20 protein-coding genes are annotated in these 21,129 nt (G+C 58.5%); 15 read left to right on the forward strand and 5 right to left on the reverse strand.

Translation table 11 applies throughout. The features are described 5' to 3' along the window. Positions 1 to 69 precede the first annotated feature (69 nt). The gene (locus tag QZ869_RS08925; RefSeq protein ID WP_296104099.1) at positions 70 to 1,560 is read left to right on the forward strand and encodes a leucyl aminopeptidase; all 1,491 of its coding nucleotides are present in this window, start codon (positions 70 to 72) and stop codon (positions 1,558 to 1,560) included. A gap of 28 nt (positions 1,561 to 1,588) precedes the next feature. Next, a complete protein-coding gene (locus QZ869_RS08930) occupies positions 1,589 to 2,038 on the forward strand; it encodes a DNA polymerase III subunit chi (protein WP_296019578.1) in 450 nt (149 codons plus the stop codon). A gap of 12 nt (positions 2,039 to 2,050) precedes the next feature. Here QZ869_RS08930 and QZ869_RS08935 read toward each other — a convergent pair whose 3' ends face one another. Together QZ869_RS08935 and QZ869_RS08940 are read right to left on the reverse strand one after the other, a co-directional pair. Further along, positions 2,051 to 2,977: an SMP-30/gluconolactonase/LRE family protein gene (locus QZ869_RS08935; RefSeq protein WP_296104103.1), complete on the reverse strand. Its 927-nt coding sequence runs from the start codon at positions 2,975 to 2,977 to the stop codon at positions 2,051 to 2,053. 33 nt (positions 2,978 to 3,010) lie between these two features. Continuing rightward, entirely contained in the window at positions 3,011 to 3,724 is a 714-nt protein-coding gene (locus QZ869_RS08940; protein WP_296104105.1) for a GntR family transcriptional regulator, read from the reverse strand. Between the two features lie 104 nt (positions 3,725 to 3,828). On the opposite strand from QZ869_RS08940, the gene QZ869_RS08945 reads away from it, so the two are divergent. The 10 genes from QZ869_RS08945 (at position 3,829) to QZ869_RS08990 (ending at position 14,807) form a co-directional block, all read left to right on the forward strand. Continuing rightward, positions 3,829 to 4,878, forward strand: a complete 1,050-nt coding sequence (locus QZ869_RS08945) for a Gfo/Idh/MocA family oxidoreductase (protein WP_296104106.1) — start codon at positions 3,829 to 3,831, stop codon at positions 4,876 to 4,878. Continuing rightward, complete coding sequence (locus QZ869_RS08950; protein WP_296104109.1) at positions 4,875 to 5,891, forward strand: Gfo/Idh/MocA family oxidoreductase; 1,017 nt, start codon at positions 4,875 to 4,877, stop codon at positions 5,889 to 5,891. The genes QZ869_RS08945 and QZ869_RS08950 overlap by 4 nt, the downstream gene beginning before the upstream one ends. Next, positions 5,888 to 6,967 carry a Gfo/Idh/MocA family oxidoreductase gene (locus tag QZ869_RS08955; RefSeq protein ID WP_296104111.1) on the forward strand — a complete coding sequence of 360 codons (1,080 nt, stop codon included), beginning with the start codon at positions 5,888 to 5,890 and terminating at the stop codon, positions 6,965 to 6,967. The genes QZ869_RS08950 and QZ869_RS08955 overlap by 4 nt, the downstream gene beginning before the upstream one ends. A gap of 116 nt (positions 6,968 to 7,083) precedes the next feature. Further along, on the forward strand, positions 7,084 to 8,358 hold the full coding sequence (locus QZ869_RS08960) for an ABC transporter substrate-binding protein (RefSeq protein WP_296104113.1): 1,275 nt from the start codon (positions 7,084 to 7,086) through the stop codon (positions 8,356 to 8,358). A 57-nt stretch (positions 8,359 to 8,415) separates the two neighbouring features. Beyond that, complete coding sequence (locus QZ869_RS08965) at positions 8,416 to 9,384, forward strand: carbohydrate ABC transporter permease (protein ID WP_296100962.1); 969 nt, start codon at positions 8,416 to 8,418, stop codon at positions 9,382 to 9,384. Further along, positions 9,377 to 10,420, forward strand: a complete 1,044-nt coding sequence (locus tag QZ869_RS08970; RefSeq protein ID WP_296104116.1) for a carbohydrate ABC transporter permease — start codon at positions 9,377 to 9,379, stop codon at positions 10,418 to 10,420. Before QZ869_RS08965 ends, QZ869_RS08970 begins: the two co-directional genes overlap by 8 nt. 21 nt (positions 10,421 to 10,441) lie before the next feature. Then, positions 10,442 to 11,524: an ABC transporter ATP-binding protein gene (locus tag QZ869_RS08975; protein ID WP_296075090.1), complete on the forward strand. Its 1,083-nt coding sequence runs from the start codon at positions 10,442 to 10,444 to the stop codon at positions 11,522 to 11,524. 1 nt (position 11,525) lies between these two features. Then, a complete protein-coding gene (araD, locus tag QZ869_RS08980) occupies positions 11,526 to 13,250 on the forward strand; it encodes an L-arabinonate dehydratase (RefSeq protein WP_296104120.1) in 1,725 nt (574 codons plus the stop codon). 12 nt (positions 13,251 to 13,262) lie between these two features. Next, complete coding sequence (locus QZ869_RS08985; RefSeq protein WP_296104122.1) at positions 13,263 to 14,063, forward strand: NAD(P)-dependent oxidoreductase; 801 nt, start codon at positions 13,263 to 13,265, stop codon at positions 14,061 to 14,063. A 33-nt stretch (positions 14,064 to 14,096) separates the two neighbouring features. Continuing rightward, complete coding sequence (locus QZ869_RS08990) at positions 14,097 to 14,807, forward strand: ribonuclease activity regulator RraA (protein ID WP_296104125.1); 711 nt, start codon at positions 14,097 to 14,099, stop codon at positions 14,805 to 14,807. 95 nt (positions 14,808 to 14,902) lie between these two features. On the opposite strand, the gene QZ869_RS08995 is transcribed toward QZ869_RS08990, so the two are convergent. The 3 genes from QZ869_RS08995 to QZ869_RS09005 all read right to left on the reverse strand — a co-directional run bounded on the left by QZ869_RS08995 (position 14,903) and on the right by QZ869_RS09005 (position 18,750). Next, positions 14,903 to 15,829, reverse strand: coding sequence for a Gfo/Idh/MocA family oxidoreductase (locus QZ869_RS08995; RefSeq protein WP_296104128.1), 927 nt, complete (start codon positions 15,827 to 15,829; stop codon positions 14,903 to 14,905). Positions 15,830 to 15,927: 98 nt separating this feature from the next. Next, complete coding sequence (locus QZ869_RS09000) at positions 15,928 to 16,770, reverse strand: polysaccharide deacetylase family protein (protein WP_296081454.1); 843 nt, start codon at positions 16,768 to 16,770, stop codon at positions 15,928 to 15,930. A gap of 96 nt (positions 16,771 to 16,866) precedes the next feature. After that, the gene (locus QZ869_RS09005; protein ID WP_296104626.1) at positions 16,867 to 18,750 is read right to left on the reverse strand and encodes an ABC-F family ATP-binding cassette domain-containing protein; all 1,884 of its coding nucleotides are present in this window, start codon (positions 18,748 to 18,750) and stop codon (positions 16,867 to 16,869) included. A 114-nt stretch (positions 18,751 to 18,864) separates the two neighbouring features. On the opposite strand from QZ869_RS09005, the gene QZ869_RS09010 reads away from it, so the two are divergent. From QZ869_RS09010 to ndk, 3 genes are all read left to right on the forward strand, one after another. Beyond that, the gene (locus tag QZ869_RS09010) at positions 18,865 to 19,623 is read left to right on the forward strand and encodes a class I SAM-dependent methyltransferase (protein ID WP_296104130.1); all 759 of its coding nucleotides are present in this window, start codon (positions 18,865 to 18,867) and stop codon (positions 19,621 to 19,623) included. A gap of 116 nt (positions 19,624 to 19,739) precedes the next feature. Next, positions 19,740 to 20,429, forward strand: a complete 690-nt coding sequence (locus QZ869_RS09015) for a glutathione S-transferase family protein (protein ID WP_296073781.1) — start codon at positions 19,740 to 19,742, stop codon at positions 20,427 to 20,429. A gap of 102 nt (positions 20,430 to 20,531) precedes the next feature. Then, positions 20,532 to 20,954, forward strand: a complete 423-nt coding sequence (ndk, locus tag QZ869_RS09020) for a nucleoside-diphosphate kinase (protein WP_062425595.1) — start codon at positions 20,532 to 20,534, stop codon at positions 20,952 to 20,954. The last annotated feature ends 175 nt before the right edge of the window (positions 20,955 to 21,129 follow it).

Genomic DNA, 21,129 nt, shown 5'->3' on the forward strand with positions numbered 1-21,129 from the left:
GGGTTGCGTCACGGGCGGAAAGGCTCATGATCCGCGCACCCCTTAAAAAACAGCAAGATGAGCATCAAGATGTCCGCCAGTTTCGATATTTCCTTCGCCGCTTCTGCCTCATGTGAGAATGCCACCGCCATTCTTCTTCGCGCGTCCGGAGAAGACGGGGCGGCAGGCCAAGCGCATGTCGATCCTGCTGGCGTGCTGGAAAAGGCCGCGAAGGTATCGGGCTTTGCGGCAAAGTCTATGAGCGTTCTCGACGTGCTCGCACCACAGGGATCCGAAGCCGATCGCATCGTCGTCATCGGTCTTGGCAAGGCAACGAAGCTGACAGCCCATGATTGGCTGAGAGCCGGTGGTAGCGCTGCTGCAAATTTCAAGAAGGCGGAAAAGGTTGTCGTCTATCTCGATGTTCCGGGCCTCGATGTAAAAGGCAAGACCGCTGCCGATTTCGCGCTTGGACTTCTGCTGCGTGCCTATAGCTTTGATACTTACAAGACCAAGAAGTCCTCCGACGAGGAAAAGAAGCCGAAGCGGGTCGATGTGACGATCGTGACGGTTGCCCATGAAGAGGCGAAGAAGGCGTTCGACGCCGCTCAGGCTGTTGCCGACGGCGTGATTCTGGCGCGCGATCTCGTCAATCTGCCGCCGAATGTGCTAGGGCCCGTCGAGTTTGCCGAGAAAGCTGAAAGCTTGAGGAAACTCGGCGTTGAGGTTGAAATCCTTGGCGAAAAGGAAATGAAGAAACTTGGCATGGGCGCTCTCTTGGGCGTCGCGCAGGGTTCGGTTCGCCCGCCACGGCTTGCCATCATGCAGTGGAATGGCGGCTCCAAGAAGGATGAGCCGATTGCCTTTATCGGCAAGGGCGTTGTCTTCGACACCGGCGGGATTTCGCTGAAGCCCGGCGCCGGTATGGAAGACATGAAGGGCGATATGGGTGGCGCGGCTGCGGTGACGGGCCTTATGCATACGCTGGCTGCGCGCAAAGCCAAGGCCAATGTCATCGGCGTCATCGGGCTGGTGGAAAATATGCCGGATGGCAACGCGCAGCGCCCCGGCGACATCGTCACTTCCATGTCCGGCCAGACAATCGAGATCATCAATACCGACGCCGAGGGCCGTCTCGTTCTGGCGGATGCGCTCTGGTACACCAATGATCGTTTCAAGCCGAAATTCATGATCAATCTTGCCACACTGACCGGTGCGATCACGGTGGCGCTGGGCAATCTTCAGGCGGGCCTCTTCAGCAATGACGATGAACTGGCCGGTCAACTGATCGGCGCCGGTGAGACCACGCAGGAAAGACTATGGCGCATGCCGCTCGGCAAGGATTACGACAAGATTATCGATTCGAAATTTGCTGACATGAAGAACAGCGCCGGTCGGCTGGCCGGTTCGGTCACAGCCGCACAATTCCTCAAACGCTTCGTCGGTGATACCCCATGGGCACATCTCGATATTGCCGGAACAGCTATGGGTTCGCCTTTGACCGAGATCAACCAGTCCTGGGGATCCGGTTACGGCGTGCGGCTTCTCGATGAGTTGGTCCGCGCCCACTACGAAGACTGAGGTGACGTATGACGGCGGCAATGTCCCGATGACGGAAGTCCTGTTTTATCATCTGACGGAATCCAAGCTGGAGGATGCTTTGCCGCCGCTTCTGGAGAAATCGCTGGAGCGCGGCTGGAAGGTCGCGGTCCAGACGGGAAGCGATGAGAAGCGCGATGCGCTCGACGTACTTCTCTGGACATTTCGCGACGACAGCTTTCTGCCGCACGCCACCGATGCCGCCGCAAATTCGTCCGATCAGCCGGTGCTGCTCACCTCAAGCGAAGGCAACGTCAATCAGGCAACGGTCCGGTTTCTTGTCGATGGCGCAGAGCCGCCAGCGCTTGAGCCTTACGAGCGAATCGTCTTCATGTTCGATGGCTATGATGCCGGACAACTCGAGGCGGCGAGGGCACAGTGGAAGAAGCTGAAAGGTGAGGGGCACGCTCTTACTTACTGGCAGCAATCACCGGAAGGCCGCTGGCAGAAAAAGGCGTGAGCCTCCAGCGCATCAACGACGAAAACGAAACCCGGCAAAACCGGTCGTGGTTGTCGGAATGACCCACACGCCGCCGGATAATGGCGCCTTTTGCAGCCGTTCGTAAGACATGTTGTGACGGTGCGAAGTCAGGAAAAAAGTGCTGAAATCGGGCCCACCGAAGCAGCCCATGGTCGGGTGCGGGACGGGCGCCGCAGTCGCGCCGAGATGCGTGCCGTCGGGCGAAAACGCATTGATAAGCCCAGCGGACACGCCCGAACTCCAATAAATGCCAGAACGATCGAGGCAGCCACCATCGGGCCTGCCCGTTTCCTCGGTCATCTGCGCAACCAGTACACCCTCGTCGAAGGTGCCGCCGCTCTTGTCGAAGACGCGGCGCCGGATCCACCGCTGAATGGAATCGCTCTGCCACATCACCGAACCATCTTCAGAGAAGGCAAGGCCGTTGGGGCAGGTCAGGCCGGTTTGCATGCGCTCTGCTCCACTTGCCGTCACCCGCCAAAGTTCGCCGCGTGGCTCCATCTGCGCAAGCGGCACATTGTGCATGGTGCCGACCCAAAAGGCACCATCAGGGCCGATGCGTCCGTCGTTCAGTCGGAAAGGAGCGTCTTCCGGCGAAGGAATGCTGCACAGCGGACTGATGGCACCGCTATCTGGATCGAGGACAACAATATCCATGCCGCAAGCGATGATGAGGTCGCCATCGTCGCAAAGTCCGAGGCTAGACACCGTGCTTGGGAAAGACCATTCGCGATACTGGCCATGTGTGAGCGCAGCCGATCGCACCGTCTTGCCGAGAATGTCGCACCAGAACAGGACCTGGCGCTTCTCATCCCAGACAGGGGATTCCGCCAGTGTGCTGATCGTGTCGCAGAGCAGTGTTGCCTGTGACATGGCAAGTGTCTCGGCAGGAAGCTGTCCGTAGGGTGCAGTCGTCATGATCATTTATCCAGTGTCGGTGGCGGCGCAGGCTTACTCGAAATAGTCCTGATGGTTGGCAAAGACCTGCGCCAGAATGCCGAGCACGCGTCGCAGATGTTTGCGCAATTCCTCTGCCGCAAGCGCTCCATTGCCGTCCTGGACCGCTCCATAGACAGCCTCGTGCTCGCTCAGCAACCCGGCCATATGCGCCTCGTCGGTAATGGCGAGAGCACGCAGGCGATCAAGGCCTGCCTTTTCGCGGATCAGCAGCGTTTCAAGCCTCTCCATGCCTGTGGCTGCCGCAAGTGCGCTATGAAACTGATCGTCATGCATACGAAACGCCTTGCGATCGCCGCGTTGCATCGCTTTGCGTTGACCGTTCAGCGCATGCTCGATCTCTTGCTCCGCCTCGGCTGACAGCCCGATGTGGCACAGCTTCTCGACGGCTGCGACCTCAAGCGCCTCGCGGATGAACTGCGAGCTGCGGATATTCTTTTCCGAAAGTTTGGAGACGTAGGTGCCACGGCTGGGAAGCGTGACGATCAAACCGTCGTCTCTAAGGCGGCTTAATGCCTCGCGCACCGGCGTGCGGCTTGAATTGAAGGACTGGCCAATCTCGTTTTCGGATACGGCCTGACCCGGGAAAAGCTCACGCGACAGGATGGCGGACTTCAGTGCGGAGTAGATCTGATCCACCACGGGGCGGTTCAGATCCAGCCTCTCCATGGTCGGGACAGAGCCGCTTGTCATCGGAATTTTGGGCATTTTCACTCCAGCGATTTTTAACCGGTATACCGGAACACAAGTGAGTTGACAACCGGCATACCGGTATGCAAATTATGCCGCAATGGGAAGGGAGGCTCCCTAAAATGCAGAATATCAAGACCTGCGTCATAATCGGCGCCGGAATGGTGGCGAAGACGCATGTGCTAGCCTGTGCAGGAAGTTCTGACAAAATCAGGCTGAAGGGTATTGTCGATAGCGGTTCCGGTCGCGCTAAAGCGCTGGCTGAAGAGGCCACTGAGAGCGCGGGCTATGACGTTAAAGTCTACTCGTCGGTCGGCGAGGCGGCTGCTGACCGGGATGTGGATTTTGCCATTATCGCGACGCCACCGAATGCGCGCCTGGATATTGTCGAAGTCTTCGCACGCGCCGGCAAGCACATCCTCATGGAAAAGCCAGTTGCCCGTAACACGGACGAGGCTGAGCATCTGGTACGGCTTTGCCGTGATGCCGGCATCACGCTCGGTATCATCTTCCAGCACCGCATGCGGGCTGCGTCGCAGAAGGCGCGCGAGCTCGTTGAAGGCGGAACGCTTGGGGAGCTCGGTCTCTGCGAGATTTCCGTGCCATGGTGGCGCGCCCAATCCTATTACGACGAGCCCGGTCGCGGTACTCTGGCGCGTGACGGCGGCGGTGTTCTGATTTCTCAGGCCATTCATACCATCGATCTTGCGCTGAGCCTGACGGGTCCCGTATCCCGCGTTCAGGCCATGGCGGCGACGACCCGTTTCCACCGGATGGAAACGGAAGATTACGTTTCTGCGGGCCTTCGCTTTGTAAGCGGCGCGGTTGGTTCGCTGGTTGCGAGCACCGCGAGCTTTCCAGGTTCGGCGGAATCGATCCTCCTGCATTTCGATAACGCCAGCCTCCGGCTCGCTTCCGGTCTGCTGCATCTCGACTGGCGCGATGGACGACAGGAAATATTTGGCGGCGCAGCCGCTGGCACCGGCGGCGGCGCCGATCCAATGGCCTTCACGCATGAATGGCATCAGGGCGTGTTCCAGGATTTCGCAGACGCCCTCAACGAAGCGCGCCCGCCGGTCGTGACGGGTGAAGCGGCTCTTTTATCTCACGGACTGATCGACGCGATCATCAACTCGGCCGAAACCGGCAAGGAAGTGGAACTGCAACGATGACTAAAGCAATCAAGTTTGTGGCTCTCGGCATAGAGCACCGCCACATTTTTGGCATGGCACAGAACCTGATGGATGCCGGCGCTGAGTTTGTCGGCTGGTGGACGGAAGGCGAGCCTGACGTAGTCGAAGGCTTCGTCAAGCGTTTCCCCGACGTGCCGCGTGCGGCCACGAAGGAAGCGCTTCTTGCAGATGACAGCATTGATCTCGTCGTGATCGCCGATATCCCCTCCAAGCGCGCAGACCTTGCCGTCGCTTCGATGGAAGCTGGCAAGGATGTCATGACCGACAAGCCGGGCTGCACTACATTCGAGCAACTCGAGCGCATCCGTCAGACAGTGAAGAAAACCAATCGCATCTGGACCGTCGATTTTTCCGAGCGCTTCGAAGTGCCAAGTGTCACCAAGGCTGCCGAATTGGTCGCCGCCGGCGCCATCGGTCGCGTCATCCAGACCATCGGCATGGGCCCGCACCGTCTGAACCGTCAGATTCGTCCGACGTGGTTCTTCGAGCGCGAAGCCTATGGCGGCATCATCACCGATATTGCCAGCCACCAGATCGACCAGTTCATGTTCTTCACCGGCTCCACCGAGGTGGAAGTCGTGTCCGCGACCGTCGCAAACTACGCGAACCCAGGCGATCCGGGCCTGCAGGACTTCGGCGAAGTGCTGCTGCGCGGTGACAAGGGCCACGGCTACATCCGCGTCGACTGGTATACGCCGGATGCGCTGCCGACCTGGGGTGACGGCCGCCTGACGATCCTCGGCACCGAGGGCTATATCGAGCTGCGCAAATATGTCGATATCGGTAACAGCGAAGGCACCGACCGTCTCATTCTCGTCAACGGCGATCGCTGCGACTATATCGATGCCTCCGACGCCGGCCTCCCATATTTCGGACGCGTATGCGACGACATTCGCAATCGCACCGAAACGGCGATGACGCATGAACACGTCTTCAAGGTCTGCGAACTGTCGCTTCAGGCGCAAGCCAAGGCCGAAGGAGCAAAGGCATGATTGGCGTCGCCATTGTTGGCGCCGGTATCGGTGCCGAGCATCTGAAGGGGTATCTCGCTCTACCCGAGCGCTTCACCGTCAAGGCGATCTGCGATCTCGATGTGGAGCGCGCGCGCGGTGCTGCTTATGGCACGTCTATCCACGTTACGGCGGATCTGGACGAGGTTCTGGCGGATGAGAGCATTCATCTGATCGACGTCTGCCTGCCGCCGCACTTACATTTTCCGATCACGCTGAAGGCGCACGCCGCCGGCAAGGACGTGGTCTGCGAAAAGCCGCTGGTCCGCTCGCTGGAAGAGGCGAATGCGCTTCTCGACTCCGTCAAGACGACAGGCCGCAGCATCTTCCCGGTCTTCCAATATCGTTTCGGCCCGGCGATGCGTCAGCTTTGCGCGCTGATCGATGCCGGCCTTGCCGGCAAGGCCTATGTTGCAAGCTCGGAAGTACACTGGAACCGCGGCAAGGGCTATTATGACATCCCTTGGCGTGGCACGTGGAAAGGCGAATGCGGCGGCGCGATCCTCGGTCACGCGATCCATGCGCATGACTTGATCTGCCACGTGCTGGGTCCGGTCGAGGAAGTTTTCACCATGGCCGATACGCGCGTCAACACGATCGAGACGGAAGACTGCGCAGCCTTGAGCTTCCGCATGAAGAACGGCGCGCTGGCCACCAGTTCGGTGACGCTCGGTGCGGCGGAAGATACATCGCGTCTGCGCTTCTGCTTTGAAGGCTTTACTGCCGAAAGCGGTTCGCTGCCCTACCGCCCGGCAGAGGACAAGTGGCGCTTCATAGCACGCGCACCAACGACCCAAGATCAGATCGATGCGGTTCTTGCCACAGTCGGCGAAGGCGAAAACGGTTTCACCGGTTTCGTCGAGGCCATCGCCGACGCCATGGAGGGGCGCGGGGGTAAGGAAGTCACCGTCAATGACGGTCTGCAATCCATCGAACTGGTGACAGCCATCTATCGCTCGGCGCGGGAGGGCAGGCCCGTGCGGCTGGCAGAGGCGGCGGAAGGTGAGTGGATCAAGGGTTGGGCTCCACGGCCGGTAGACGCCAACGCATCGGCCTGAAAACCGGAATCGATTTTTCAGAAACCACGATGCGTGGACTCAAAGCAGTAGAGCGTCATGCGGCCCAAAGGAAGCACGACGCTCTAAAGCATAATCATCTAACGGGAGGAAACCAGATGATCAGTCAACACAAGATCGCATTTGCAGCGTTAGCCCTGGGGACGGCGTCTTTCGCCGGTGGCGCTCAGGCCGCGCAGGAAGTCCGCTTCACCTGCGCCTATGATGGCAATGGCTGCGAAATCCTGAAGGACATTCTCGCGCGCTACGAAAAGCAGCATCCGGATGTGAAGATCGTCACCGACGTCGTGCCCTACAAGGCACTGTTGGAAGGTCTGCCGGTTCAGCTCGCCGGTGGTAGCGGCCCTGACTTCGCAACCGTCACCGACCTTGGCGGCCTCAACCGCTATTATCTCGATCTGACGCCCTACGTGGACGCGAAGAACTGGGAAGACAATTTCTCCAACGTGCTAAAATGGTATCGCAGCGGCCCTGACGACAAGGGTATCTACGGCATGCATACCCAGCTGACCATCACTGGCGCCTTCATCAACCGCACGCTCTTCGATCAGGCCAATGTTGCCGTGCCCGGCAAGGACGCGACGATGGATGATTGGGCAAAGGCTGCGACTGCCGTTGCCAAGGCCACCAGCACGCCTTACCCGATGGCGATCGACCGTTCCGGCCACCGTATCGCCGGTCCGGCCATTTCCTACGGCGCCAAGATTTTTGACGCGGAAGGCAAACCGATCTTGGTCGATGAAGGCTTTACGACATTCGTGAAGAAGTTCGTCGAGTGGAACAAGGACGGCACCATGGCGCGTGACGTCTGGGCAGGCCAAGGGGGCAATACCTATCGCGACGCCGGTCAGGAATTCATCAACGGCCAGCTCGCTTACTACTATTCCGGCAGCTGGCAGACAGCACGCTTCGACAGTCAGGTGGGCGACGCCTTCGACTGGGAAGTTGTTCCGCAGCCTTGCGGTGGTGCAGCCTGCACCGGCATGCCTGGTGGGACCGGCATCGTCGGCTTCAAGCAGACCAAGAACCCGAAGATTGTTGCCGATATTCTGAACTTCCTGGCTGAAGACGAAAATTACCTCGACTTCACGGTGCGTACCCGCAACGTTCCGGCCAAGAAGTCAGTCGCGGACAAGGGCGTGACCTATACCGGCGCGACCCCTTCGACGCAGAAGGCCATGAATGCCTGGCTCGATCAGATTCCCGGCATCAGCCCGATTGCCTATACCTATCAGGGCTACAAGAACAATCGCGCCATGTTCAACATCTCTGTCCAGCGCGTCACCCAGGCCATCGTCGGTGAGCTCACTGTCGATGAAGCCATGGCCCGCGCCAAGACGGACGTTGAGGAAATGTTGAAGCAGGCGAAGTGATCCAACGCCTTCCGGCGCGGCCGATACCGCGCCGCGCCGGATCGAAGGAGGAGCCCCATGTATAAATTGATTGCGCCAGTGATGGGCATTGTCGAACTGCCGTTCTCCTTCTTGCAGAAGGTTCTCGGACATCGACGGATTGCCTGGGTGTTTCTCACCCCCAACCTAATCCTCTTCGCCATCTTCGCGTTTCTGCCGATCCTGCTGAACGTCGCCTATTCGGTGACCGGCACCGAGCAGATCATGCTTGCCGATCGGCCTTTCGTCGGTGGTGGGAATTTCTCCGCGCTGATGTCCTGCGGCAATTATCTCGATCCCAATTCCTGTCAGCAGGATCTCTTCTGGCGCTCGGTGTGGAACACGCTGTTCTTCGTCGTGCTTCAGGTGGGCTTCATGGTCGGATTCTCGCTGATAACCGCCATCATTCTCAACCGCGATATCCGCGCCCGTGGTTTTTTCCGCGCCGTGTTCTTCTTCCCTGTTCTTTTGTCGCCCGTCGTCGTGGCGCTGATCTGGAAGTGGATCTTGCAGCGCTTCGGCGTGCTGAACGCCGCGATGGAATCCATGGGTCTGAGTTCGGTAGATTGGCTTCTGGAAGCAAACCTTGCCTTCGGCTGGTCCGTCTTCCTCTCGGTCTGGGCGCATATGGGCTTCTACACGCTGATCCTGCTTGCCGGATTGCAGGCGATCCCGCGTGACGTTTACGAGGCAGCCGAACTCGACAAGGCCAACCCTTGGCGCATCTTCCGCCGCATCACCATGCCGCTTCTGGCGCCGACGATGCTAGTGGTTCTGGTTCTATCGCTGATCAAGGGCGTCCAGACCTTCGACGAAATCTTCGCCTTCACTGGCGGCGGTCCAGGCTCTGCGACGACCTTCATCATTCAATACATCTATCAGACCGGTTTTGCCGGCACGCCCCGCAACTTCGGCCTTGCAGCTGCAGCTTCGCTGCTTCTCGCCGTCGTTCTCGTGGTGCTGACTGCGCTGCAATTCCGGGCAAACAGGAGCAAGGTCGATGGCTAGGATCGTTGCATTTCTGACCCGCACACGCGGTCGCAATGGCAAGCTGCATTGGACCGACTGGCTATCCTACGCCTATCTTGGTCTCGCTGTGATACTGATGTTCGGCCCAGTGGTTTGGCTTGTCCTCTCTTCCTTCAAGACGGAAGCTGATCTCCAGCGCTTTCCGCCACGCCTTTTGCCCTATACGCAGGAGACCCTTGTGGTGGACGGGCAGGCAGCACCGCTGCCCGCCTATACCGATAAGGACGGCAAGACCTACGGCATGATCCGCCGTATCGGGCTTGTCGCGCAGGTCATCGACCCGGCGAAACCGGCAGAAGTCGTGAAGATGCCGTTCAACGAGCTGAAGCCGGCAGAGCGTGTATCGCTGGCGACGGAAAACTACACGGAGCTTTTCCAGCGTTTCAACTTCCCACTCTACTTCTGGAACTCGGTCTTCATCACCGTGACATCGACCGTGATCATGCTGATCGTCAACTCTATGGCGGCGTTTGCCCTGTCGAAATACCAGTTCAAGGGCAGGGGTGCTGTATTGGCGATGGTCGTCGGTACCTTGATGATCCCGCAGACGGTCGTGCTCGTGCCGCTCTTTCTCATCACCAGCCAGCTTGGCATGATCAACAGTCTGTGGGGCGTCATCATTCCGGGGGCGGCGACACCGACAGGCGTGTTCCTGCTGCGCCAATATATGCTGACCATTCCGGATGAGATTCTCGATGCGGCACGCATGGACAAGGCGAGCGAATGGAAAATCTATTGGCGCATCATCCTGCCGCTCTCTGCTCCGGCCCTTGCGGTTCTGGCAATCCTTGCGGTCATGTGGCGCTGGAACGACTTCCTATGGCCGCTCATCGTATTGACCCGCAACGACAACTTTACACTGCAACTGGCGCTCAATTCCTTCCAGGGAGAGATGACGACGGAATGGAGCAATCTGCTTGCCATGACCGTGCTGACGCTCGCTCCGATCGCGCTGGTCTTCATGTTCCTGCAAAAATACATCGCCACCGGCATTGCGTCGACAGGCGGCAAATAAGCTTCGGGAGGAGACACGACAATGGCAAGTATTGAGCTTCGTCAGGTCAAAAAGACATATGGCGCGCTGGATGTGATCAAGGGGATCGATCTCGATATCAAGCATGGCGAATTCTGCGTGTTCGTTGGGCCTTCCGGCTGTGGCAAGTCGACGCTTCTGCGCATGATTTCCGGCCTGGAAGCCTTGAGCGGCGGCGATATCGTCATCGGCGGCGATGTCGTCAACACCGTGCCGGCGGCAGACCGCGGTCTTGCCATGGTGTTTCAGTCATATGCGCTTTATCCACATATGACGGTGCGCGAAAATCTCTCCTTTGGTTTGGAAAATATCGGCACGCCAAAAAAGGAGATCGTCGAAAAGATCGCCCAGGTGTCCAAGATGCTGCAGATCGATCAGTTGCTGGAGCGCCGTCCCAAGGATCTCTCGGGTGGCCAGCGCCAGCGTGTTGCGATCGGTCGCGCCGTGGTGCGCGAACCGCGCGTTTTTCTCTTCGATGAACCGCTGTCCAACCTTGACGCTGAACTGCGCGTCGATATGCGCGGTGAAATCTCCGCCCTGCACAAGCGGCTTGGCAACACCATGATCTACGTGACTCACGATCAGGTCGAAGCCATGACCATGGCTGACAAGATTGCTGTTCTGCGCGCTGGCAAGCTCGAGCAGTTTGGCGTCCCGCTCGATCTTTATAATCGCCCAGCCAACCTCTTCGTCGCCGGTTTTATCGGCTCGCCGAAAATGAATTTCTTCGCCGGTGAGGTGATCTCTGGGCCGACACCGCAGCTGAAGATCGCGACGGGTGAACTCATTCCGCTGCCGCAGACCGGCTTTGGCTATGCGCCCGGCCAGAAAGTGACACTTGGTATTCGTCCTAACCATGTGAAGCACGGCAGCGAGGGCTCGCTCACAATGTCGGTACGCACAGCCGAGCAACTGGGCGGCGAATCCTATCTCTACGGTAATCTGGGCGATGGTACGCCTGTGACGCTACACCTATCCGGTCAGACTTCGGTCTCCCCTGGAGAAGTGATCCGCATGTCGGCACCAATCGAACACGTTCATCTTTTCGATACGACGAGCGGGCTGACGCTCAGGCAGGATGTTTGACATGACTGAGAAAAAACTCCGTTCCGCTCGTTGGTTCGCGCCCGACGATCTGCGCAGCTTTGGTCACCGCTCCCGCATGATGCAGCTCGGCTACTCCGAAGAGGATTTTGCCGGCAAGCCGGTCATTGGCATTCTCAACACCTGGTCGGAGCTCAACACCTGTCATTCGCATTTTCCAGAACGTGTAAAGGATGTGAAGCGCGGCGTGCTCCAGGCCGGTGGCTTTCCCGTCGAGATGCCGTCGCTCTCCGTCGATGAGAGCTTCACCAAGCCAACCTCCATGCTCTACCGCAACATGCTGGCGATGGAGACGGAAGAGATGATCCGTTCCCATCCTCTCGATGGCGTGGTGTTGATGGGTGGCTGCGACAAGACGACACCCGGCCTCGTGCTGGGAGCCATCTCCGCTGGCGTGCCGATGATCTATTTGCCCGCAGGTCCGATGTTGAGCGGCAACTATGCCGGGAAGACGCTCGGCTCCGGCTCCGACGCCTGGAAATACTGGGACGAGCGGCGCGCAGGCAACGTGACCGATGAGGAGTGGCGCGGCGTTCAGGGCGGTATCGCGCGCTCCGCCGGGGTATGCATGACCATGGGCACAGCCTCCACCATGACGGCGATCACCGATGCTCTCGGTCTGACACTGCCCGGTGCCTCATCGATCCCTGCCGTCGACTCAGGTCATCAGCGCATGTCCGCCGCTTGCGGTCGCCGCATCGTCGAGATGGTTGACGAGAATCTGACGCCTGACCGCATCTTGAGCCCAGCGGCCTTCCGCAATGCGGCGATCGTTGCCATGGCAACCGGGTGCTCCACGAATGCCGTCGTGCACCTGATCGCCATGGCCCGCCGCGCAGGCGTACCCATGACGCTGGACGAGCTGGATGCACTCGGTCGCGTCACCCCGTTGATTGCCAATGTCCGTCCTTCGGGCAAGGACTATCTGATGGAGGATTTTTATTACGCCGGCGGCCTTCGCGCGCTGATGAAGCAGCTGGAAAGCCGCCTCGATTGTTCGGTGCTGACGGTCACTGGGCGGAGCATGGGTGAAAACCTGGAAGGCGCCAAAGTCTATAATGACGACGTCATCCGCTCGCTCGACAACCCGGTCTATGCCGAAGGCTCTCTTGCCGTTTTGCGCGGTAATCTCTGCCCGGATGGTGCCGTGATCAAGCCTGCGGCCAGCGATCCCAAATTCCATGTCCATGAAGGTCCGGCGCTTGTCTTCGACAGCTACCCCGACATGAAGGCCGCGATCGACGATGAGAATCTCGATGTCACCCCCGATCACGTTCTGGTGTTGCGCAATGCAGGCCCGCTCGGCGGACCGGGCTTTCCGGAATGGGGAATGCTGCCGATCCCCAAGGCCCTGATCAAGAAGGGCCACCGTGACATGGTGCGCATCTCCGACGCGCGTATGTCCGGCACCTCCTATGGGGCCTGCGTGCTGCATGTCGCGCCGGAGAGTTTTGTCGGCGGTCCGCTGGCACTGTTGAAAACCGGCGACATCGTTCGCCTCGATCTGCCGGCGCGTCGCCTCGACATGCTGGTCAGTGAAGAGGAGATCGCCAGCCGCCGCGCCGCATGGCAGCCATCGGCGCCTCGCTACGAGCGTGGCTACGGCTATCTTTTCGCCAAGCACGTGACCCAGGCCGACAAGGGCTGCGACTTCGATTTTCTCCAGACGGATTTCGGCCGCAGCGCTGGCGAGCCGGATATCTTTTAAAGGATTGGGTCGATGATGAAGCGTTTGCTGATCACAGGTGCGGGCGGCCAGCTGGGCAGAATGCTGCGCGGGCGCCTCGGTCATGTTGCCGAAATCGTCCGCCTGTCGGATGTGGTTGAGATTGCCGCACCGGCCGGGCCGCATGAGGAAGTAATGCGCTGTGCGCTGGAGGACGCTCACGCTGTCCATGATCTGGTGAAAGATTGCGATGGCATCGTTCACCTGGGCGGCATTTCGGTTGAGAAGGCCTATGATCCGATCGAAGACGCCAATCTACGTGGAGTCTACAATCTCTATGAAGCGGCGCGAGCCAACGGAAAGCCACGCATCCTCTTCGCCTCCACCAATCACACGATTGGCTATTATCCCCAGGGCACGCAACTGACCCCGGAGATGCCCTTCTTGCCCGATGGTCTTTACGGCGTGTCGAAGATTTTCGGCGAGGCGATGGCGAGCCTCTATCACTCCAAGTTCTGTCAGGAGACGGCGATTGTCCGCATCGGTTCCTGTACCGAAAAGCCAATGGATTGGCGAATGCTTTCCACCTGGCTCAGCCATGACGATTTCGTCTCGCTGATCGAGGCGGTCTTCCGCGTGGGAAAGCTTGGTTGCCCCATCATCTGGGGCGTGTCTGCCAACGACGATTCCTGGTGGGACAATTCCCATGTAGATTTTCTCGGCTGGGAGCGCCGCGACAATGCCGCGCGCTTCCGTGAGGAAATCGAACGGATCGTGCCGCGGCCTGATCCGCAAGCGGCCATCGCAAAATATCAGGGTGGCATCTTCATCGATGAACCCATTCACAAGGCGTGAAATGCCTTTATCTATCACGACGAGGACACAACCATGAACAGCGAAACCCGCGAGAAACTATCGACGATTTCCGTCGCGACGCTGGCCACAGCGCTTTACAAGCGCGGCCTGCGCAACCAAGTCATTCAGGGGGTTCGCCCGCTTGGCTACAAGGGCAAGAACATGGTGGGCCCGGCCTTTACCCTGCGCTACATGCCGGCGCGCGAAGACCGTAACCAGCTGGTCGAGTTCCGCAACCCCGCCCATCCGCAGCGCGTGGCAATCGAGACCTGCCCTCCCGGTCACGTGCTGGTCATGGATAGCCGCAAGGATGCGAGTGCTGCTTCTGCCGGCGACATTCTCGTCACCCGCCTGATGGTGCGGGGCGGTGCCGGTATCGTCTCCGATGGCGGCTTCCGCGATGCGGCAACCATTGCCGAGTTGGATATCCCGGCTTATCACACCCGTCCATCCAGCCCGACAAACCTCACCAAGCATGAGGCGATCGAGATCAACGGCCCCATCGGCTGCGGTGACGCGCCGGTCTTTCCTGGCGACATCATCGTCGGCGATGCAGATTGCGTGATTGTTATCCCCGCCGGCATTGCCGACGAAGTGGCCAACGAGGCGGTCGAAATGACGGCTTATGAGGATTTCGTCGTGGAGCGCGTCAAGGCGGGTGAGACGATCATCGGCCTTTACCCCTGCACCAAGGATGAGCATCAGACGGCCTTCGCCGCATGGCGCAAGGCCATTGGCCGCTGACACTCAGCCGTCTCGTTGAGAAGATCGCATCAATGAAAATGGCCGGGTCTTCCCGGCCATTTGTTTATCAGCAAAATCTGTCGATGACCTTGTGATCAGTCGTAGAAGGAATCCACGAACTTGTGACGACCGAGCAGGAATGCATCGGCGACGTGAGTCAGCGGGGCAAGATCGACATCGGACGTCTTCGCCTTGATGATCTCGGCAAATCGCTCGTAAAGGGCAGGGTATTCACGCTCAGGCTCGGCGAATTTCAATTCGCCATTGATGGAGAGTTTTGCCCCACCTTCGGACAGTACCATCTGGCCTGCCTCTGTCTCGGCGATAATATCCCAGCTCTGCTTGCCAGTCTGGCGCCAGTCGAATTCGGCATGAACCGGCACCTTCGTCACGTCGGAGAAATGAATGTCGGCTGCAATCGGCGCGTCACGATTTTCCGGGAATTCCAGCGTTGCCTTGGTGATGAACAGCGCGCGCGGCAGGATATGGGTAATGATCGACAGCGCATTGATGCCGGGGTCGAAGACACCGAGACCGCCGGCCTGCCAGATCCATTCCTGGTTCGGGTGCCAGTGGCGCACATCTTCCTTCCAGATGACGTGAACGCTGTTGATCTTGGTGGAGGCCAGGAAGCTCTTTGCTGCTTCGACGGCGGGCGCATAACGCGAATGCCAGCTGGCAAAGAGCGAAAGGCCCTTTGAGTCTGCTAGGCGAACCAGATCCTGTACTTCTGAAAGGGTTGCGCCCGGTGGCTTTTCGAGGAAGACATGCTTTCCAGCGTTGAGCGCCGCATAGGCAGCCTCGTAACGATATTGCGGCGGCATGCAGAGCGACACGGCTGTGACGTCAGGTACGGCTGCGATCAATTCCTCGATCGTGTGGTAAGAGGGCACGCCTTCGACCGTACCGTGGCGGCTAGCTGTCGCAATGAGGTCGAAATCCGCATTGGCGGCAATGGCTGGAAGATGCTGGTCGCGAACGATTTTGCCGACGCCGACGATGGCAAGCTTGATGGCTGACATGCTTTTAAGACCCGTGTGATGCTCTAAAAATAATATTTTATGACTTGTATCAGAAACCGCCATTCGGGCAAGCTGTTGCTTGATGCTGTCACCGCAAATCAGTTGATGGATGCAACCAGCAACGACTTCTGAGCGGGCTTTTTGTACACCAGATGCACCACCTTGTAGCCTTCCGCTTTCAACTGGGTCAGCAGCGCTGGAAGCATGGTGGCAGTGCGCTTGTGAATGTCGTGCATCAGGATAATCCCGCTGCCGCGGTGACGAAGGGCCGCAATCGTGCGTGACGCGACGAGGGCTGGCGTGTCGGTGAAGTAATCCTTGGAATCGACCTGGACATCCATGATGACGAGACCGCGCTCGGATACCATATGTCGAAGGTTGTTGTTGTCTGCGAGATAGGGAAAGCGGAAGAACATCACGTCAGTATCGGTTGCTTTCGACACCGCTCTTTCACCCTTGGCAATCTCCGCCACTGCGCGGTCGAATGCGAGGCTGCGCAGATTGGGGTGGCTGAATGTGTGGCTACCGATCGTATGTCCTTCGGCAACGACCTTCTTGGCAATGGCCGGATGCGCCTGCGCCATTTCGCCAACCATCAGGAAGGTAGCCTTCACGCCAAAGTCGTTAAGTGTCGCGAGGATCCGCTCTGTCTTTCCGGGGACAGGGCCATCATCGAAGCTGAGCACGACTTCCTTATTGGCAAGAGCGATATCTTTTAAGGACGACACCTCAATGTCGCGACCGGCAAGCCCCATAGGGTTGCGTGGACGCATCCATGCCGCAGGCGACAGTGCGACAGGATCATGTGCACCTGCAGTTGGCTTGTCGGGCATCGTGGCGGCAAAGGCGCTTTTTAGCGACCCGTCGGCCTGCGGCTTGCCTGCGCAACTGGAAAGGCACAGCGCTATGGCTGCGGACACGAAGAGTGAGGAGAAGCGCATGAAAAGCTCGGCAAATCAGGGATGACGTTGCTGCCGAGCTTTCTCTCATTATGGTTAACGGTGCGTTACTTTCCCGCTGGGGAAGTAACGTTTCATTTATCCACCCATCGCGTCTTCATATTCACTGGACAAGAGCAGCCATTGTTCTTCCGCTGCAGAAAGTTTGGCGGCCGCTTCTCCGCGCTGCTTGACCTTTTCTGCTGCCTTGGCCGGCGCCTTTTCATACAGCGTCGGATCGGCAAGCTCCGTGTCGAGCGTTTGAATCTGTTTCTCAAGCTTCGCCGTCAAGGATTCGATTTCGTTGATCTTTTTCTTCAGCGGCGCAAGTTGCGCGCGCTTTTCGGCGTTGGCTTTGCGCTGATCGGCCTTGGATGCCTGGTCCCCAGCGACCTCGACCTTCTCGTCCTTCTTCTTGCCAGACGCGATGACGATGTCCCGATACTCTTCCATATCGCCTTCGAAGCTCGTGACCGTACCATTGTTCACTAGCCATAGGCGGTCGACGGTTGCTTCTATCAGGTGTCTGTCATGCGAGATCAGGATCACGGCGCCATTATAATCGTTCAGCGCCTCGATCAGTGCGCGGCGGCTGTCGATGTCGAGATGGTTGGTCGGTTCGTCGAGGATAAGGAGGTTCGGCGCATGAAACGCGGCGAGCCCCATCAGCAGACGGGCTTTCTCGCCGCCTGACAAATCCTTGGCAGCGGTTGACATTTTTTCCGTCGCAAGTCCCATCTGTGCCACGCGTGAACGCACCTGTGCTTCCGCCGCCTGCGGCATCAACTTGCGCACATGCTCGACCGGCGTTTCATTCGGCATCAGATCATCTAATTGATGCTGAGCGAAGAAGCCGATCTTCAGACCTGGGGCCAAACGCAAATCCCCCGCTTGCGCGGGAAGACGTCCAGAAATGAATTTGGCAAAAGTGGATTTACCGTTACCGTTGGACCCCAGCAGCGCGATCCGATCGTCGTTGTCTATGCGCAGATTCAAGCCTTTAAGGATCGGCTTGCCCGGCTCATAGCCGACGACCCCGCTCTGGATGGCGACGATCGGCGAGGCGGGTTGCTTTTCCGGCTCGGGGAAGGTGATCGGCTGGACGTGATCTTCGATGACGGCAGCAACAGTACCCATGCGTTCCAACGCTTTGATACGGCTTTGCGCCTGCTTGGCTTTAGAGGCCTTGTAGCGGAAGCGGTCGATGTAGCTCTGCAAGTGCTTGCGCGCTGCATCGCTCTTCACTTTAGCCTTCATCTGCAATTCGTCGGCTTCCGCCTTCTGCCGCTCGAAGGAGTCATAGCCGCCGCGATAGAAGGTGAGCTTCTTCTGGTCCAGATGGATGATCGAATTGACAGCGTTGTTCAAAAGATCGCGGTCATGGCTGATGATAATGACGGTGTGCGGGTAGCGGCGGATGTAATCTTCCAGCCAAAGCGTGCCTTCGAGATCGAGATAGTTGGTAGGTTCGTCAAGCAGCAGTAGGTCGGGCTCGGCGAAGAGCACCGAGGCAAGCGCTACGCGCATGCGCCAGCCACCGGAAAATGAAGAGGCGGGGCGCAACTGCGCATCCTGATCAAAACCGAGACCTGCGAGAATGGCTGAGGCGCGCGCTTCCGCCGAATGCGCATCGATATCGACGAGCCGCATCTGGATGTCAGCGATCCGGTTCGGGTCGGTCGCCGTTTCCGCTTCCTGCAACAGGGCCGCCCGTTCTTTGTCGGCGGCAAGCACGATGGAGATCAGCGAATCTTCTGTTCCGGGTGCTTCCTGCGCCACCTGGCCAATGCGCGCATGCTTTGGAATGGTGACGCTGCCGCTTTCAGAACCGAGATCGCCGGTGATGACGCGAAATAGCGTCGATTTTCCCGCGCCATTGCGCCCCACAAGACCCGCTTTGACGCCATCAGGCAGCGAGACGCTGGCATTGTCGAGAAGCAGGCGGCCTGCGATACGGGCTGAAAGGTCGGTAATCGTAATCATGCCAGCCTTTTGGCCGAGTTTACGGGAGCTTGCAAGATGGAGAAGCGGCAAGCCCCGCGCCATCGTGAGCTTCTACAGGGTAGGGGGTGTGATGCCGTCAAAAAGAACCCGCCCATGAGCCGTATTCTCCAGCCGATATTGAACCTCCTCAGGCTCGTTCTCTCCCAGGCGATCGTGCTCGGCGGCTTCGTGATCGTTCAGCGCATGGGCTGGCGGCTGCCACTCGGTCTTTTCGAAATCCTGCTGATGCAGGGTGTGTTCTCAGCGCTTATCGGTCGTCTTCTCCGACTCTGGTGGTTCTGGGTGCCGGTGCAAATCCTGCTTCCCTTCGCGGTCGTTTATAATGATGTTGTGCCGGCCTGGGCTTATGGTCTGGCATTCATCGCCTGCGTGCTGGTCTTCTGGAACGGTGCCAAGGAGCAGGTGCCGTTTTATATGACAAACCGGCAGACCTGGAACGCGATTAGCGGTCTGGTATCCCGGGAAAATGCGAAATCCTGTGCCGATCTCGGAAGCGGTACGGGGGGTATCGTCATCTATCTGGCAAAGGCTCACCCGGGTGTCCGGGTCGATGGCTATGAGACGGCGCCGCTTCTGACGTTGATCTCCAAGCTTCTGGTTGCGATGAACCGTCGCCCCAATTCGGCGATCCGCTATAAAAGTCTCTGGGATGCCGAGCTGTCTCAATATGATCTGGTCTATTGCTTCCTGTCGCCGGTGCCGATGCCCGGCCTTTACGAAAAGGCCAAGGCTGAGATGCGTAAAGGAACGTTGCTTGTCTCCAATAGCTTCGAGATTCCCGGTGTCACTCCGCTTGATGTTCTGGAAGTGCATGACGCCCGTCAAACGAAGTTGTTTCTCTATCGCTTCTAACTCCGTCTCACCGCTGGTCGTCTCACTTCAAACTCTGTGATGGCAGATATGAAGACTGGTGGTTTGATTTTCGCCGCATCAGCCTGTTCAATGGTGTTGAAAAAACAGGAGTGACCATGTCGATTACGCTTTACACGCTCTGCGGCCGTGACATCAGCCGTCCGTTCTCGCCCCATTGCTGGAAAACCGTTCTGTCGCTGGCGCATAAAGGGCTGGATTTCGAAGAGCGCCCGCTTGCTTTCACCGCGATCCCCGGCATCGAAAACGGCTTTTCGAAAACGGTGCCGGTTTTGCGTGATGGCGACAGGCTGGTAAAGGACAGCTTCGACATCGCGGTCTATCTCGATGAGGCCTATCCGGATCAGCCGTCGCTGTTCAACGGGGAGGGCGGCAAGGCGCTCTCACGCTTTGTCGAAAGCTGGTCGCAGACGCAGCTCCATCCGGCCATCGTCCGGATCGCGCTTCTTGATATTCATGACATGCTGGATGATCAGGACCAAGCCTATTTCCGCGAAAGCCGAACGAAGGCGCTCGGTGCTGCACTGGAAGACGTCATTGCCGAGCGTAATGCGGAGATTGCCGCTTTTCCCACTCGTTTGGAGCCCATCCGCAAGATGCTCAGCCGTCAGCCGTTTCTCGGTGGCGAAAGCCCGCTCTTCGCCGACTATATCGTCTTCGGAGCGCTTCAGTGGTCGAGGGTCGCCAGCGGCGTCGATCTCTTTGCTGCCAAGGATCCTGTTCGAGACTGGTTCGAGCGCTGCCTCGATCTGCATGGCGCGAAGGGGCGCAGTGTGACAGCGGCGTGAAATGTCACGCAGCTTCTGCCAATTACGGAAAGCCCCCTTGTTTTCGGGCGTTTGGGCGGGTAAACACCGCCCACTTTCTTTCTATGACAAGGAACCGCAATAATGGCGATTGAACGCACATTCTCGATGATCAAGCCGGACGCAACCAAGCGTAATCTCACTGGCGCCATCACCAAGGTTTTTGAAGAAAACGGCCTGCGCGTTATCGCATCCAAGCGCGTCTGGATGAGCAAGCGCGAAGCAGAAGGCTTCTACGCCGTTCACAAGGAACGTCCTTTCTTCGGCGAACTGGTTGAGGGCATGACCTCCGGCCCGACCATCGTTCAGGTTCTGGAAGGCGAAAACGCCATCCTCAAGAACCGCGAAATCATGGGTGCAACCAACCCTGCCCAGGCTGCCGAAGGCACCATCCGCAAGACCTTTGCTCTCTCCATCGGCGAGAACTCGGTTCACGGCTCCGATGCCCCGGAAACTGCTGCTCAGGAAATCGCCTACTGGTTCGCTGAAACCGAAATCGTCGGCTGATCTGTCGGCTACACCATCGGCTCGAAAATCGGATTCGATTTTCGCAAAAGCGCGATGAGTGGGCTAAAGACACAGAGCAAGATTGAAAAAACGGGGCCGGTAACGGTCCCGTTTTTGTTTGCGCGCAAATGCGAGCTCTTCAAACACAAAAAAACCGGGCATCGCGACGATACCC

Origin of the sequence: uncultured Agrobacterium sp., from assembly GCF_913777885.1 — a bacterium.
Taxonomy (GTDB): Bacteria; Pseudomonadota; Alphaproteobacteria; order Rhizobiales; family Rhizobiaceae; genus Agrobacterium.

Coding starts and splice junctions, on each gene's coding strand:
- QZ869_RS08930 (WP_296019578.1), top strand. CDS start 1,589: ATGACGGAAGTCCTGTTTTATCATCTGACGGAATCCAAGCTGGAGGAT.
- QZ869_RS09005 (WP_296104626.1), bottom strand. CDS start 18,750: ATGATTACGATTACCGACCTTTCAGCCCGTATCGCAGGCCGCCTGCTT.
- QZ869_RS08945 (WP_296104106.1), top strand. CDS start 3,829: ATGCAGAATATCAAGACCTGCGTCATAATCGGCGCCGGAATGGTGGCG.
- QZ869_RS08990 (WP_296104125.1), top strand. CDS start 14,097: ATGAACAGCGAAACCCGCGAGAAACTATCGACGATTTCCGTCGCGACG.
- QZ869_RS08950 (WP_296104109.1), top strand. CDS start 4,875: ATGACTAAAGCAATCAAGTTTGTGGCTCTCGGCATAGAGCACCGCCAC.
- QZ869_RS09015 (WP_296073781.1), top strand. CDS start 19,740: ATGTCGATTACGCTTTACACGCTCTGCGGCCGTGACATCAGCCGTCCG.
- QZ869_RS08985 (WP_296104122.1), top strand. CDS start 13,263: ATGATGAAGCGTTTGCTGATCACAGGTGCGGGCGGCCAGCTGGGCAGA.
- QZ869_RS08965 (WP_296100962.1), top strand. CDS start 8,416: ATGTATAAATTGATTGCGCCAGTGATGGGCATTGTCGAACTGCCGTTC.
- araD (WP_296104120.1), top strand. CDS start 11,526: ATGACTGAGAAAAAACTCCGTTCCGCTCGTTGGTTCGCGCCCGACGAT.
- QZ869_RS08955 (WP_296104111.1), top strand. CDS start 5,888: ATGATTGGCGTCGCCATTGTTGGCGCCGGTATCGGTGCCGAGCATCTG.
- QZ869_RS08970 (WP_296104116.1), top strand. CDS start 9,377: ATGGCTAGGATCGTTGCATTTCTGACCCGCACACGCGGTCGCAATGGC.
- ndk (WP_062425595.1), top strand. CDS start 20,532: ATGGCGATTGAACGCACATTCTCGATGATCAAGCCGGACGCAACCAAG.
- QZ869_RS08960 (WP_296104113.1), top strand. CDS start 7,084: ATGATCAGTCAACACAAGATCGCATTTGCAGCGTTAGCCCTGGGGACG.
- QZ869_RS08940 (WP_296104105.1), bottom strand. CDS start 3,724: ATGCCCAAAATTCCGATGACAAGCGGCTCTGTCCCGACCATGGAGAGG.
- QZ869_RS08925 (WP_296104099.1), top strand. CDS start 70: ATGTCCGCCAGTTTCGATATTTCCTTCGCCGCTTCTGCCTCATGTGAG.
- QZ869_RS09010 (WP_296104130.1), top strand. CDS start 18,865: ATGAGCCGTATTCTCCAGCCGATATTGAACCTCCTCAGGCTCGTTCTC.
- QZ869_RS08975 (WP_296075090.1), top strand. CDS start 10,442: ATGGCAAGTATTGAGCTTCGTCAGGTCAAAAAGACATATGGCGCGCTG.
- QZ869_RS08995 (WP_296104128.1), bottom strand. CDS start 15,829: ATGTCAGCCATCAAGCTTGCCATCGTCGGCGTCGGCAAAATCGTTCGC.
- QZ869_RS09000 (WP_296081454.1), bottom strand. CDS start 16,770: ATGCGCTTCTCCTCACTCTTCGTGTCCGCAGCCATAGCGCTGTGCCTT.
- QZ869_RS08935 (WP_296104103.1), bottom strand. CDS start 2,977: ATGACGACTGCACCCTACGGACAGCTTCCTGCCGAGACACTTGCCATG.